The 13,722-nt window shown below is 38.4% G+C and carries 14 protein-coding genes; 7 read left to right on the top strand and 7 right to left on the bottom strand.

The genetic code is table 11. The features are described from left to right. Positions 1 to 107 precede the first annotated feature (107 nt). Complete coding sequence (locus ABD000_RS01095; protein ID WP_343762697.1) at positions 108 to 1,253, top strand: hypothetical protein; 1,146 nt, start codon at positions 108 to 110, stop codon at positions 1,251 to 1,253. Between the two features lie 63 nt (positions 1,254 to 1,316). Here ABD000_RS01095 and ABD000_RS01090 read toward each other — a convergent pair whose 3' ends face one another. From ABD000_RS01090 to ABD000_RS01075, 4 genes are all read right to left on the bottom strand, one after another. Then, complete coding sequence (locus tag ABD000_RS01090; RefSeq protein WP_343762695.1) at positions 1,317 to 2,774, bottom strand: lipopolysaccharide biosynthesis protein; 1,458 nt, start codon at positions 2,772 to 2,774, stop codon at positions 1,317 to 1,319. A gap of 6 nt (positions 2,775 to 2,780) precedes the next feature. Beyond that, the gene (locus ABD000_RS01085; protein ID WP_343762693.1) at positions 2,781 to 4,073 is read right to left on the bottom strand and encodes a glycosyltransferase family protein; all 1,293 of its coding nucleotides are present in this window, start codon (positions 4,071 to 4,073) and stop codon (positions 2,781 to 2,783) included. Positions 4,074 to 4,083: 10 nt separating this feature from the next. Then, a complete protein-coding gene (locus ABD000_RS01080) occupies positions 4,084 to 6,516 on the bottom strand; it encodes a YfhO family protein (RefSeq protein ID WP_343762691.1) in 2,433 nt (810 codons plus the stop codon). 64 nt (positions 6,517 to 6,580) lie between these two features. Further along, positions 6,581 to 6,850: a DUF4834 family protein gene (locus tag ABD000_RS01075; RefSeq protein ID WP_343762689.1), complete on the bottom strand. Its 270-nt coding sequence runs from the start codon at positions 6,848 to 6,850 to the stop codon at positions 6,581 to 6,583. Between the two features lie 149 nt (positions 6,851 to 6,999). On the opposite strand from ABD000_RS01075, the gene ABD000_RS01070 reads away from it, so the two are divergent. The 4 genes from ABD000_RS01070 to ABD000_RS01055 all read left to right on the top strand — a co-directional run bounded on the left by ABD000_RS01070 (position 7,000) and on the right by ABD000_RS01055 (position 10,198). Next, positions 7,000 to 7,983 (top strand): transporter, encoded by a 984-nt coding sequence (locus ABD000_RS01070; RefSeq protein WP_343762687.1) that lies wholly within the window; start codon positions 7,000 to 7,002, stop codon positions 7,981 to 7,983. Between the two features lie 71 nt (positions 7,984 to 8,054). Further along, positions 8,055 to 9,254 carry an alanine dehydrogenase gene (locus ABD000_RS01065; RefSeq protein WP_343762685.1) on the top strand — a complete coding sequence of 400 codons (1,200 nt, stop codon included), beginning with the start codon at positions 8,055 to 8,057 and terminating at the stop codon, positions 9,252 to 9,254. 1 nt (position 9,255) lies between these two features. Further along, positions 9,256 to 9,633, top strand: a complete 378-nt coding sequence (locus ABD000_RS01060) for a hypothetical protein (RefSeq protein WP_343762683.1) — start codon at positions 9,256 to 9,258, stop codon at positions 9,631 to 9,633. Between the two features lie 283 nt (positions 9,634 to 9,916). Next, entirely contained in the window at positions 9,917 to 10,198 is a 282-nt protein-coding gene (locus ABD000_RS01055; protein WP_343762681.1) for a hypothetical protein, read from the top strand. A 3-nt stretch (positions 10,199 to 10,201) separates the two neighbouring features. On the opposite strand, the gene ABD000_RS01050 is transcribed toward ABD000_RS01055, so the two are convergent. The 3 genes from ABD000_RS01050 to ABD000_RS01040 all read right to left on the bottom strand — a co-directional run bounded on the left by ABD000_RS01050 (position 10,202) and on the right by ABD000_RS01040 (position 12,536). Next, positions 10,202 to 10,720: a DinB family protein gene (locus ABD000_RS01050; RefSeq protein ID WP_343762679.1), complete on the bottom strand. Its 519-nt coding sequence runs from the start codon at positions 10,718 to 10,720 to the stop codon at positions 10,202 to 10,204. A 103-nt stretch (positions 10,721 to 10,823) separates the two neighbouring features. Next, positions 10,824 to 11,303: an Lrp/AsnC family transcriptional regulator gene (locus ABD000_RS01045; protein ID WP_343762677.1), complete on the bottom strand. Its 480-nt coding sequence runs from the start codon at positions 11,301 to 11,303 to the stop codon at positions 10,824 to 10,826. Positions 11,304 to 11,378: 75 nt separating this feature from the next. Next, positions 11,379 to 12,536 (bottom strand): M14 family zinc carboxypeptidase, encoded by a 1,158-nt coding sequence (locus ABD000_RS01040; protein ID WP_343762675.1) that lies wholly within the window; start codon positions 12,534 to 12,536, stop codon positions 11,379 to 11,381. A gap of 281 nt (positions 12,537 to 12,817) precedes the next feature. Between ABD000_RS01040 and ABD000_RS01035 the strand changes: the two genes are divergently transcribed. Both ABD000_RS01035 and ABD000_RS01030 read left to right on the top strand, forming a co-directional pair. After that, a complete protein-coding gene (locus ABD000_RS01035; RefSeq protein WP_343762673.1) occupies positions 12,818 to 13,267 on the top strand; it encodes a helix-turn-helix domain-containing protein in 450 nt (149 codons plus the stop codon). A gap of 77 nt (positions 13,268 to 13,344) precedes the next feature. Then, positions 13,345 to 13,680, top strand: coding sequence for a DNA topoisomerase IV (locus tag ABD000_RS01030; protein ID WP_343762671.1), 336 nt, complete (start codon positions 13,345 to 13,347; stop codon positions 13,678 to 13,680). Positions 13,681 to 13,722 lie beyond the last annotated feature (42 nt).

Genomic DNA, 13,722 nt, shown 5'->3' with positions numbered 1-13,722 from the left:
AATTTAGATAAATAAATTGTTGATTTTCAATTAATTATATTTTTGGCACGAAGCTTGGTTTTCATTAGTCAAACAATACTCAAACGTTTGAGTTAAACTTTAGACTTATGAAAAAAATGATGTACTTAGCAATGGCCCTTCTGATAGGATGGTCAGCTTCAGCTTCAAGCAACGCATCTGTAGAAGATGTGTTCCACAACAGGATTAATAGATTCGGAAATAACTTCACCTTTGTTGAAGGTGGGATAGAATTTTCGGTATATCCAGATGGACAATTTGATTTTGTCGTACTCAGCGCAGTTTCTGGAGTTAACTTTAACGTGAATACCAATAATGTAAACTTCAGCTTTAATGCAGGATACGATTACGGTCCATTTATACAATATGATGACTTTGGTGCCGTAATACAAATTGAAGAAACCCCTGTATTCTATGATTATTACGGTAGAGTTATTCAAGTAGGTAATGTATCCATTAACTATTTCAATGGTCGATTAAGAAATATTGGCGGCTTGCGAATATATTATAACAGATTTGGTGGATTTAGTCACTATAGAGGTTTTATCAATGTATTTAACAGAAGGTACGTATACAGACCATGGCATAACTTTTATGTTCAACCTTTACCACAGTACTGTGTTGTCTATAATAATCCATACAGAACCTATTACAGACCGCACCGTGTAGCGTATAGTGTACACCAAAACTTTTACAGAACGAACAGAAATAATTACCGTAGAAGTTTTTATAGACCAGGAGCACGCGTAACTCAGTACAACCGTGGTACAAGAACAAAAGTAAAGCGTGATTTGGCTAAAACCCGCACAAGAGCTGCGGTTGCAACAACAAGAAATCGTTCTAATGCGACCAAAAGCAGAAATACTGCAACGGCTAGCAAGAGAACTAACGCTACACAACAACGTAGAACTAACGTGACACAAACGTCAACCGCTAGTAGAAAAAATAACACCACAAATGCTCGTTCTTCTAAATCAAGAGAAGTGGTAGCTAAAAATAAAACTCAAGCAAGAAATTCGCAGGTTCGTGCTGCTAAAAGCACATCGCGTAAAGTAGCACAGCGTAGTGTTAAACCTACAACTAGGGCGACGTCAAGCCAACGTAAAACGGTTAAACCCAGAACTACGGTAAGGCGAAACTCAGGGACGAAAAAGGCTACAGCTTCTAAATCCCGAAGCACGAAAAGGTCTTCTTCTTCTTCTACCCGAAGCAGATCAGCAAGAACAAGGAGCTAATGAATTTTATTCATAAGTTTAAGGGAAAATCCTCCGCACGTATTGACACTACCGCGGGGGATTTTATTTTTTAGTCCACAAAGAATTGATCACCTCATTAATTTCAGTTGAAAGTCTTAGGCGATAAATGATCAGGGTATACGATATTCCCAGCAGGACGCTTTTTAACACAATATTTAATAGTGGATGATACATAAAACTCCAACCTAAAAATAAGCCTGAAAATAAGCCAATCACTACGAGACTCCATCCTGTTTTATACGTAAACGGATGCATTTTGAATTTTTTATAGACAAAGATCAATTTGACGGTGTTATACAAAAAAATGGCTAAAAAGGTAGCCAAAGCAGCTCCCATAATTCCAAATTGCGGAATAAAAAGTATATTTAATATAAAAGCTACTAGTGCCAGCACCACGCCAAAAAGCAACACCATCCTGTAATAATCAGAATTAAATAAAATGCTATTGTTATTTCCTAAAATACTATCATACAACTTTATGGCACCCAGCAAAATGATTATTCCCAATACGAGTTCATACTCTGGCGGGATGAGCTGATATAACTGCTCTACATTGCAAATTATCAGAAGGAAAACCAGTCCGCTAATGATTAATAAATTAATAGAACTCTGATGATATAATTTGGCCAAGGTGGTTGTATCCTTTTGGTGCAGCAACTGTGCTGTTAATGGATAGGTAATTTGATGCATGGCTCTGGAAGGTACAGCAATGACAGAAGCGATGTATACCATAATCCCATAAACAGCTACCTCGCCTACGGGCAAATAATGTTTGATCATTACCTTATCCAAGTCCAGTAAAATTACCGCAACAGATCCCGCTAATAAAATCAAAATGGAGTATTTAGCAATAGGAATCCAATTTGAAGGTAAGCTTAGACGAATTACAGGCTTTCGTGTTTGTAGTGCGTAACCTGCCATAAAGAGCATACGTAAGCTGTAAACCACAGTTAATCCATAGATAAACGTTGTTTTTTCAATAAGGTTAAAATATACCAATACCAGCAAAAATGTAGCTCCTACCCGATGAAAGATTTCTTTCATAAAGTTACCAAAGACACTTTTCAACTCCACTTTTACCCACGCATAAAACACTTCAAAATAGGTCATTGCAAAGGCAATTACAAAAATTGTCCATACGTAAGGACGCACAAAAGCATCTCCCTCATTAAAATACGTTAGGAGTTTATCATAAAGAAATACACCAAAAAAACCGCAGAAAAAACTAATTCCCAATGGTAATAAGAGCATATACGTTAAAAATCGGTCTTTTTGATCTCTATCCTGATATCCTGCATAAAATTTGACTAGTGTATTATGAACACCAAAGGCAAGTACAGGCCAGATAAGATTCGCAGCAGAAAGTACATAGGAAACTACCCCGTAATAAGGCTTTGTCAAAAAGTAGGTGTAGAGAAATAATGCGTTCACCGCTCCTATTCCAAACCCGGCGTAGGTGATGATTATGTTCCTAAATGATTGTTTCAATACAATTCCCATAAACAACTATTGATCAACGTATTGAAAGATTATTTTACTCAATGCTTCTGTCAGGGATTTGCGATGATATTTTAAGGTGCTTTTAGAATGACTTATGAGTTTTTGTTGTTGGTATAACTTAAAATAATCTAATAAAGATTTTTTCAATACATCATAATCCTGATAGTCTAAAACGCTTCCGGATTGAGTTTCGTCTATAATGTGTTGAACATCCCAAACTTTAGGTCCAATCGCTAGAATTGGTCTTTTTGCCGCGATATATTCAAATAGTTTTCCCGGGATGATGGCGCGAGTTGCTTTAGTATCGGCTTCTATGAGCAGTAATACTTGTGCGCTTTGTTGCACAGTTAAAGCCTCTTTGTGGGATATATATCCATCAAGTTTAAGGTAGGGATTTAATTGATATTCTTCTATTACATTTAAAACTTCCTGGCTGACTTTACCGGCCATTCGCAGCTGAAAAGCTTCCGCGAAAGCGGGATTATCTTTTATCAACTCTCTCAACACTTTCCACAACACAGTTGGATTTCGGTTCGAAAGTAGCGAACCGATATGAACCAGACTAAATTTTGAATCCAGGTTCACACCGGGATCAGCCTCTTTCTCGTAGCCATTGGTAATCAATGCAACTGGTTGAAGTGTTTTTTGCTGAAACTCACGTTGCGTAGAAAAACTGGTCGTGATGATATGATGTGCCGATTGAAGGACTTCTTTTTCAAGATTGAGGTGCCTTTTCTTTGCCTGCGGAAGCAATTTTAATTCGCTATGATAGCTTATGGCAGTCCAGGGGTCCCTGAAGTCTGCAATCCAATTCACGTTCAAGTGCTTTTTTAACTGAAGCCCAATGAGGTGTAAACTATGGGGCGGACCTGTCGTAATGATGCTTTCTATCTTATGTTGAACCAGATACTGACTTAAGAATTTCACTGAAGGCGCTACCCACGCTTTTCGGGCGTCTGGGATGAAAAAGTTCCCTCTAATAAATAACAGAGATTTTTGCAGAAGCGACTGCTTCTCCTGTTTTGGGATGATTCCGCTACTGATCGTTTTCGCATCTTTTTGTGAAAACAGTGCTGCTTTTCTATAAGGCTCTTTGATCGGTTCTTTAATGACTTCAATACCTTTAGGAACTTCATTAATCAGTTGATCGTCTACAATAGGATAAGAAGGATTCTGCGGTGTATAAATGATTGGAGTGATTCCAAATTGAGGTAAATAGCTTGCAAATTTTAGCCATCGCTGAACTCCGGGCCCACCTGCAGGTGGCCAATAATACGTGATGATCAAGACCTTTTGCATACCGCTTAACTTAATCTGCCTTGTTTGACCTTGAGCGTAGGCTCATTCCCGTCGCTCCTAACAGGAATAGGATAAACAGTATTGAACTTGCTAAGGTAATCATGCTTCCGGTTTCAATGACAGTAGGTTCAAATGTAAAGCGTATGGTATGCTCGCCTTCCGGGATTTCCATTCCGCGAAGCGCATAATTTACTTTGACATAATCTGCTGACGTATCATCGATATAGGCATTCCATCCCAGGGGATAGTAGATTTCAGAAAATACGGCAAATTGCTTACTATTCACTTTTGCCTGGTATACCAATTCATTTTCTTTATGTGAAATAAGCCTGAGGGTTGAAGTTGAATCTGCTTTAAATGTTTTAGAAGATAATTCATCTGCAAATTCTTGTTGGATAACAGCAACATTCTTAGTATCTAACCCTTTTAAAGCCAGCATCTCCTCATTGGCATTTGCCACCACCTTAAGTTCATCAACGAACCAGGCATTGCCATTGGCAAAAGGATTACGCTGAGCAAAAACTTGATTATTATTGTTGATGATGGTGTATTTAACATTAAGCATATTGAGAACACCCTGATCCTGATTGAGCAGATAAAAATCATACAAATCATCAATGTATCCGGGTCTGGCCGCAGTATATCCACCAATAGAATGGTGAAAATAAGAAGCCCTGCCGTTAAAGACTCCGCTGCCAATGTCAAACACTCTAAAATGAGTAGTATCTTTTTTAATTTGCTGATCGGCAGCATTCATGGAGAAAGGTTTGTCCATTTTACGGGCAGCTACAAAATCATCATTATTCACATAACGCCTATCCACAGCAATTAAATCAAAAGCAATAGTTACTGCTAATCCCAGAATTGTTAGCGTTTTTGAAAGTTTATTCGATATAAATGCCCAGACCAATGCTGCACAAACCAGTACAATTATCAAGGAACGCAGCGTATCAGCATTAAAAAGCGCTTTACGATCTTGTCGTAGCGCATCCACAAAATCTACTCCCAGATTTTCAATGTACATGGCATCCCCAGGTGCTGCAAAATCGAATAATGCAGATTTGAAAAACAAGAAAATCAATGCTAATCCTCCCGTAATTCCCATAGACCAGTACAGCGCCTTTTTCTTCTGCTCCTCATCGATCATTCTATTAAATAAGTGGTGTAGCCCAACAACAGCTAAAATTGGGACAGCAAGTTCAATGATGACCTGTATAGAAGTTACCGCTCTAAATTTATCGTAAAAGGGAACGTAATTAATAAAAAATCGTGTGAGTGACTCAAAATTACTTCCATAAGAAAGTAATAAGGCTAACACACTGCTTCCAACGATCCACCACTTAAGTCGCCCTTTAATGAGGTACAATGCGAACACAAATAGAAAAATTACTGAAGCACCTATATATGCCGGAGCAGATACTCCGGGTTGATCTCCCCAATACGTTGGAGCCGCACGTGTAAATTCTCTGGCTTGTACAGGTGATGCCCCCAAATTGAGGATAGCTTTGCCTGTCGCAGAATCTTCACCCACATCTTCTACACTCCCGCCACCCATAAATCGTGGGATAAACAGATTGAATGTTTCTGCCCAGCCGTAACTGTACGCAGTGATGTAGTCAAAATCCAGTCCGCCGGTAGCTTCCTTCTCGGTACCATCTGGATTGATGGTAAGGTTTGATCCTCCTCTGCTGCTATACGGAGTATATTCATAGGTTGCCAAATAATTAGTGGCATTAAGGGCAAAAGCTAATAATACCGCGCCAATCATTACTCCCAGGCTTTTGAAATAATGCGGTAGAATACCCTTTTTAATGGCATCAATAAAATAGGCAATACCTAAAATAACCACCATTAACGCAAGGTAATATGTCATTTGCGGGTGATTAGCGTTGAGCTCTAATCCCATTGCTAAAGCCAGCAACAGGAATCCCCATAAGTAGCTTTGCTTAAATGTGAGTATGATGCCTGCCAGTACTAATGGCATATAGGCAATAGCATGTGCCTTAGCATTATGACCAACACCCAAAATAATAATCAAATAGGTAGAAAAGCCGAATGCCAGCGCTCCCAATGCGGCTAATCTGTAATCAACCTTTAGTACAAGTAAAAGAATATAAATGCCTATAAAATAAAGGAATAGATAATCTGCGGGACGAGGTAAAAAACGTATTAATTTGTCGAACTTCTTAATATAGTGATGTGGATAACGTGCTCCTAACTGGTAGGTAGGCATTCCGCCAAAAACCGCATCAGTCCAATAAGGCTCTTCGTTATATATATCTCTAAAATCGTTCTGTTGCTTTGCCTCACCAACATACTGTACAATATCATTTTGAAAGATCTTTTTACCGCTCAATACAGGATTGAAATACGCTAAGGCGACAATTACAAAACCTAGGGTGACAAGAATATGAGGAAGAAACTTTTTTAAATCGAAGTTCATTTTCTGGCATTAAAGAAGCCGGAAAATTAAGGAATTATTTTAAGATAAGGTGAGGAATAAGGGCTTATTCTACTTCTTCGTAATCGACGTACTCCCCTACTTTAGTTGATGTTTTTGGGTATTTGCTTTTGCGGGTTTTTTTAATGACGGTAATATCGCCTTCCTCCTTGGTTTGAGTATACGTTTGGGTGCGTTCTCTAAATTTACGCTCAAAGTGTTCACCGGCCTTTTTAGCACCATAGCGCATTAGCCTGGGACCAAACAATCTCAAAATAAATTTTACTGCATAATAAATGAGTAAAAATGTAAGTAGGGTTATAAGCAACTTTTGCATAACACAAAGATAAACAGGACTTAAACGAGATCCTTACTTTGGATTACTAAAAAAAGAATAATTTTTTCGGGCATTTTTGCATTATTTAAAGAATTACTTTTACACTAAACGCTTAATATTACGTTACTTTGTTAACATAACCTTATTTCATGCGAACACTATTCTTATACTCGTTGCTATGTTTGTTTTTTGGAACGGCTTCAGTCACAGCACAATATACAGAAACCATTAACTCCAATCGCCCAGGTCAGTCACAAGGAGCGTTTTCAGTTGGAACGGGAGTACTTCAGTTTGAAACAGGCTTATCCTACGGTCAGGACAAACATGATCTTTTAAATTATGATGAAAACAGATTTGGTGCAGATTATGCCATACGCTACGGCTTTTGGAAAGAGCAACTTGAGGTAAGTGTGATAGGATCATTTCTTACAGCGAATAGAGCTTTTGACAACCTCCCTGATGATAGTAGATTCACCAATTTTGACGCAAATACTGTTGGTGCAAAGTATTTACTATACGACCCGTATAAATATGACGACGGAGTGGATATTAGAAGCTGGAAAAAAACCCACAGTTTCAGCTGGGATAAACTCATCCCTGCGATTTCGATTTATGCCGGAGCAAATATTCTATTTGGGGATAATTCTTTTGTTCCCGAAGATTCGACCCCTGTAAGTCCTAAAGTAGCTGTAATTACACAAAATAATTTTCCCGGGGGTTGGGTGCTGGTCACCAATCTTATTGGCGATCGAATATTTATGACTGAGCAACCCGCTTATACCTTTATTGGAACACTTACGCATTCCTTTCACCCAAATTGGGCTGCCTTTGTAGAAGGACAAGTTTTATACAGTGATTTTTATAGTGACGATATCGTTCGTGCCGGTGGAGCATATTTATTTTCAGATAATTTTCAATTGGATGTCAGCGGACTCTATAACTTTAGAGATACACCCAAACGTTGGGAAGTAAACCTTGGAATCTCCTACCGTTATGATATGCATAAAAAGGATGAAATGATTGAGGATACGCAGCGCGGAAGCAAGAAAAAGAAGAAAAAGAAGAAAAAAGACGATAACGAAATTGACTTAGAAGATGGTGGTGATAATGGCGGTGATAATGAAAATCAATAGCGTATCCATTTGCGCATTGATCTATTACTAAAGTTATGCTAACTTAGCAACGCATTTCACACCAACCGACCATGACAGAACCAATTACCCCCTTTAGCAAATCAGAATTGCTTCCGCAGGAAGAAATGCTCGAGGTATCAAAAGCTAAAGGTGAACTTTTCATTGGAATCCCAAAAGAAACTTCGTACCAGGAGAAACGCGTTTGCTTAACACCAGATGCCGTTGCAGCCATGACAGCCCACGGTCATCGCGTTATTATTGAGTCTAAAGCTGGAAAGGGAGCACGATTTAGTGATCGGGATTATAGCGAAGCCGGCGCAGAAGTTACCAGCGATACCAAAAAAGTATTTTCTTGCCCCATGATCTTAAAAGTGGAGCCACCCTCTATGGAGGAGCTGGAGATGATCAATCCACAAACAATACTGATTTCGGCTATTCAACTTAAAACGCAATCAAAAGAGTATTTCCAAAAATTAGCCGAAAAACGCATCACCGCACTCGCCTTTGAGTTTATACGAGACGAAGAAGGCTCTTATCCTGCCGTTAGAGCGCTGAGTGAAATTGCAGGCACGGCATCTATTTTAATTGCGTCAGAACTACTTTCAAACATCACAACAGGTAACGGACTCATGTTTGGGAACATTAGTGGTGTGCCACCGCTAGAAGTTGTCATCATAGGTGCAGGAACCGTGGGCGAATTTGCCGCACGATCGGCTATTGGACTGGGAGCTAATGTAAAAATCTTTGACAATTCCTTGTCTAAGCTTAGAAACATTCAGACCAATGTAGGGAGAACACTTTACACCTCCACTATGCAGCCTAAATATCTACTCAAAGCCCTTAAACGCTGTGATGTGGCTATTGGTGCCGTACGTGGTAAAAACAGAGCGCCCATCCTGGTAACCGAGGATATGGTTGAGCAAATGAAAAATGGCGCCGTTGTCATTGATGTTAGCATTGACATGGGAGGATGTTTTGAGACCAGTGAAATCACAACGCACGATCATCCTACCTTTACAAAAAGTGGAGTCGTTCACTATTGTGTTCCTAATATCCCGTCACGCTATGCACGTACTTCTTCCATCTCTGTGAGTAATATCTTCACTCCCTACCTATTACATATTGCAGAGGAAGGTGGCTTGGAAAATGTCCTTAGATTTGATAAAGTTTTACGAAATGGATTGTACTTTTACCACGGCATTTTAACGAATAAATCTATTGCCGATTGGTTTGATCTCTCACACAGAGATATCAACTTGTTGATCTTTTAGCATGACACTTAAACAACGATTCGGGTTTTATTTAGGAGGTTTTGGCATCGGAATTATTGTACTTATTTTCTTTTTAAGCGGAAAAAAAACACGTTGTGACTATTTTCCTAACGATAGAGTGCTTCATAATATTCGCACAAAAGAACGCAGCTACAGTGAAGCAGCGCTGCAATTCATTCAACGTAACGAATTAGATACTGCACGGGTATCCACATTACTCTACACCGGAAGCGTAGATTTTAGCCAAAGTGATACTAAATTAGACTCCTGCAAGCGTTATCATATTACTGGAGAATTAGAAGAAAACGATTATTATCTCGTGGTTGAAAATTGTTCTGTTGATGCCACCGTACTCGAGGTAGGTAAGTCAAAGGATTAGCTCTTTCTGTCAGCCGTAATAGGCCCTTACTACTATCTAGTATTATGATCCTAACAATGATATTCTTTCTTTTACGGCGCGTTGTTCAATAGCAATAGCTTCGCTTGAAATTAGAATGATTTTGGCGAATGCACGATATCCATAAAATAGATCATTCACCCGTACTCTTTTCTGTACCAATAGAATTTACATAGGTTAAAAATGTGATATGAGGTCAACGTATTATTTTTTTGTTTAACTTTAGGGAGCCTTTGCAAATCGTTTCATTAAATCTCAGCAAGTTATGAATCGTGTTATTGTAGATTACAAAAAACTAACGCCGCAGATGCTTTCTTTTTTAGTTGAGAAGTATCCTGATGGTTATGGAGATAAGGATATTATCTCATTCAAAAATCATCACAATGAGCTCATAGAAGCCGTTCAACTGGAAACACCTTCTTGTGTGTATTTAGTAAGGGTGAGCAAGCATTTAGCCAGTGCCATTGAAACTTATGGTTTAGATGATGATGTAGATGAAAACTATGACACCAGGGTTGAACTGCCTGAAGATGTGGAAGAGGAATAATCCTTACAAGTAACGTTCTTTTATGATGCCATGGTGATGACGTTCATGACCTGAAATTATAAAAGGGACTGCTCTTACAGAAAGTGGGCCTCCACTTACCGTTCCTATTTGTTGTAAAGCACTGTTATCTAAATTTCTAAATAGATGTAAAGTTGACTCTCTAACAGCTGTATATTCTCTCCCCAAACTATCTGCTGTTCTATCCTTAGCAGTTGCTATCGCAGCATAGTCGTTCTGTTCGAACCCAGGCAAAGGTTGTTTTTCAGCCCTGGCGAGACATAGTGCGCGATAAGTAAAAATGCGTTCAGTATCAATGATATGCAAGATCAACTGTGCGATCGTCCATTTCTTTGCCGCGTAAGCAAAGGATAGTTCATCCTGTGTTAATTTCGCAATAAAATTAACCAGTTCAACTTTTCCTTTTTCCAATGCTTCAATGCCGTTAGTATCAGCATTAGAAAGGATATAAGGAGAATAGTATGAATGGTATTCGGCTGTGGGGAGTTGTTTGGCTGTAATCATATCTTAAAAACTATTCTTTAAAGCACAAGGCGTCTTTACCAGATAAAGACGCCTTGATGTTTGAGCATTTTTTTAAAGCTAAGGAGATATAGCCCTCTAAGCATTATAACTGATTGAAGATATCATGCATCAATCGTTTCTTATCATTGATGCTCTCCTCTAAGGATATCATGGTTTCAGTTCTGGAAACCCCTTCAATATCATCAATTCTAAAAATAATTTCTTTGGCGTGCTGGGTATCTTTTGCTCTTACTTTACAAAAGATATTAAACTTACCGGTAGTGATGTGCGCAACGGTAACAAATGGGATAGCATTCAAACGCTCTATTACAAATTTAGTTTGACTGGTATTTTGTAAATACACCCCAACATAGGCAATAAAAGAATATCCCAGCTTTCTATAATCCAATGTTAACGAAGAGCCAATGATAATCCCAGCCTCCTCCATTTTCTTTACACGAACATGAACAGTTCCTGCCGAGATTAATAATTTTTTGGCAATATCAGTGAAAGGGGTACGCGTATTCTCGATGAGCATGTCGAGTATTTGATGATCAATCTCATCCAGCTTAAATTTAGCCATAGTAAGGTTTTCGGTTATTAAACAAAATGCAAAAATAACACATTATCATTACTAATTTATCAAAGTAAATGGAATTTAGCCTATTTTAATTGATAAAAATGACTGATTTAACATTATTTCATCAACTATAACGTTTTCGTTAAAATCTGGCGATCCATTAATGGCAATCTTTTGTTTAACCGCATCTATTTCACGGTGTCCATTAAAATTTGATAAGTCACCTACATACGTGACGGTAGGTTTAAAATCAACGCTGCCGTTGATAAGCTGTTCTTTGTACTGAATGCCCACATCTTTTAGTACACCATCCACGTTGGCTTTCCTGATTAGAATGTCCACAAATAACTTTTTATTTTGCGGAATCGCGTCATACGCTACAACAGTATATTGTTCAAAATCGCCACTACTAATACTTTTTAATAGCTGAAGCAAACTTCCAAAGATCAACTTTCGTGTTTTTTCACGGGCATAATCGATGTGACCGGCTTCAAAAAGAATTGTAGGTACGCCGGAAGCCTGAAAATAATCCCCGGTACAGTTGATATTAAAGGTGTCATCGTACGTTCCTACTTGTCCCGGAATAAGCTTTTGTAAAAAAACGTTCATGCTGCAAATCAGCTGCATGGCGGTTTTACGATGCGCCGGAACACTCAAGGCAATATCTGCTGCAGGCGCTAAAAATGAAACAGCAGCCGACTTTCCTGTGTTTCCTACGCTAAAAATGGAACGCTGATCGTGTAAGTTAAGACAGTAATGCGGGGTAAAAGAGTTAAAAACGGCATGTAACGCCTTAGATTCCGGCTGACTCAATTCTGTTGCATCCCGATTTAAGTCGACCTCATTTGCATTTTCTCGGGTGTATGCCGTAGATCCGTCTGGATTGAGCATGGGGATGAAGGCAAAAGAGTATGCCGACAGTATTTTTTCTCTTATCGATTGGTCAATGATATTGATAAAGTTTAAAAAGTCCACTACTGCTTTAGTGGTTGTCGATTCATTCCCGTGCATTTGAGACCAGCCCAGAATTTTTATTTTTCCATTTCCAAATCTGACTAAGTTGATAGGTCGATCTTCTACAGAAAATCCGATTTCTGTAATAGTAAAAAGATTAGGACTTAAGGTATCAAGGAACTCTGTCAAGCTTGAATAAGGGATATAGCGACCTGTAATCTTCTTGTATTTAAAGCGATCATATTGGTTAAATAACTCTGTGGTAAAATCTACTTCTCTCATAACGTTTACAAAAGTAAACAATGCTTTTGTTACAATTGTAAACATATGTTGAAAGAGTATTTGTTACAATTAGTAAACGATTTGGCTTTCTGATGAAAGATCTCCTGATAAAATTACATTGTTTTTCTATAGTATTATTTATATAATTTAAATTCAAGTACTTAAACTATACCAAATGAACTTATGATTTAATTTAATTTGCATGCAGGAGGCCTTGAAAATGCTTTTAAAATTAATTTGTTTACATTTGTATATCTTGAAATACCTAAAATTCGTTTACAATGGTAAACAGCGAAAAATTTGCGGCACGGCTGGAAGAAATCTTCAGTTTTTATGAATTGAACGCCTCTTCTTTTTCTGATAAAATTGAGGTGGGTCGATCTTCTATTTCGCACATTATTAGCGGGAGAAATAAACCCAGTTTAGATTTTATTATGAAAGTGGTCGAGACATTCCCTGAGGTCGATCTGTATTGGTTGCTTAATGGAAAGGGTAGTTTTCCTAAGTCGGGCTCCTCTTCTACTGCTTCGGGAGTGCAGCAGACTATATCCAGTTCTTCGACAGTTTCAGAAAATACCCCGGCGCAAAAAGAAACCCTTGTGTCAAACCCTAACGTTGAATCTGTACAAACTGCTTCAACTCATCTGCAGCAGCTTCCCCGAAAGGGAAAAACGATTGAAAAAATTATTGTGCTTTATACCGATGGATCTTTTGATTCATTTGAGAATTAATCAAGATAAATGTGCCTAATAATTGGTATTTTGCAGCTTGTATGAAGTACCTGTTAGTAATCGTAATGTTTGTGTTGATGTCAAGCTGCTACCAAGCCGAACGTAACTGCGAGGCGTTTAAAACCGGAACCTTTGAGTTTACTACTTATCTTGAGGGCGAGATGCAAACCACAGTGTTTAAGCGCACAGATTCTTTAAGTATTGAGACGTTTAAGGGTAAAAGTGATACCGCAAGCATTCGCTGGATTAATCCCTGTGAATTTATCTTAACTGATTTGACTCCAAAAAATTCTGCTGAAGAAAAACCGCTCCACTTTAAGATTCTTACAACCTCCAATAGTCAGTATACCTTTGAGTACGCGCTGGTAGGTGCAACGAATAAACAACGGGGTACCGCGACAAAGGTGAAGTAACTGTATTTGTAAAGTAATACGCTGAGAGCGTTTTTTAGTGAT

Source organism: Gangjinia marincola, assembly GCF_039523415.1.
Classification (GTDB): Bacteria; Bacteroidota; Bacteroidia; order Flavobacteriales; family Flavobacteriaceae; genus Gangjinia; species Gangjinia marincola.
Note: the sequence above shows the minus strand (reverse complement) of the source record. Positions and strands in the feature narration are given on the sequence as shown.

Coding starts and splice junctions, on each gene's coding strand:
- ABD000_RS01035 (WP_343762673.1), top strand. CDS start 12,818: ATGGTAAACAGCGAAAAATTTGCGGCACGGCTGGAAGAAATCTTCAGT.
- ABD000_RS01055 (WP_343762681.1), top strand. CDS start 9,917: ATGAATCGTGTTATTGTAGATTACAAAAAACTAACGCCGCAGATGCTT.
- ABD000_RS01080 (WP_343762691.1), bottom strand. CDS start 6,516: ATGAACTTCGATTTAAAAAAGTTTCTTCCTCATATTCTTGTCACCCTA.
- ABD000_RS01040 (WP_343762675.1), bottom strand. CDS start 12,536: ATGAGAGAAGTAGATTTTACCACAGAGTTATTTAACCAATATGATCGC.
- ABD000_RS01045 (WP_343762677.1), bottom strand. CDS start 11,303: ATGGCTAAATTTAAGCTGGATGAGATTGATCATCAAATACTCGACATG.
- ABD000_RS01060 (WP_343762683.1), top strand. CDS start 9,256: ATGACACTTAAACAACGATTCGGGTTTTATTTAGGAGGTTTTGGCATC.
- ABD000_RS01070 (WP_343762687.1), top strand. CDS start 7,000: ATGCGAACACTATTCTTATACTCGTTGCTATGTTTGTTTTTTGGAACG.
- ABD000_RS01030 (WP_343762671.1), top strand. CDS start 13,345: ATGTCAAGCTGCTACCAAGCCGAACGTAACTGCGAGGCGTTTAAAACC.
- ABD000_RS01050 (WP_343762679.1), bottom strand. CDS start 10,720: ATGATTACAGCCAAACAACTCCCCACAGCCGAATACCATTCATACTAT.
- ABD000_RS01095 (WP_343762697.1), top strand. CDS start 108: ATGAAAAAAATGATGTACTTAGCAATGGCCCTTCTGATAGGATGGTCA.
- ABD000_RS01075 (WP_343762689.1), bottom strand. CDS start 6,850: ATGCAAAAGTTGCTTATAACCCTACTTACATTTTTACTCATTTATTAT.
- ABD000_RS01090 (WP_343762695.1), bottom strand. CDS start 2,774: ATGGGAATTGTATTGAAACAATCATTTAGGAACATAATCATCACCTAC.
- ABD000_RS01065 (WP_343762685.1), top strand. CDS start 8,055: ATGACAGAACCAATTACCCCCTTTAGCAAATCAGAATTGCTTCCGCAG.
- ABD000_RS01085 (WP_343762693.1), bottom strand. CDS start 4,073: ATGCAAAAGGTCTTGATCATCACGTATTATTGGCCACCTGCAGGTGGG.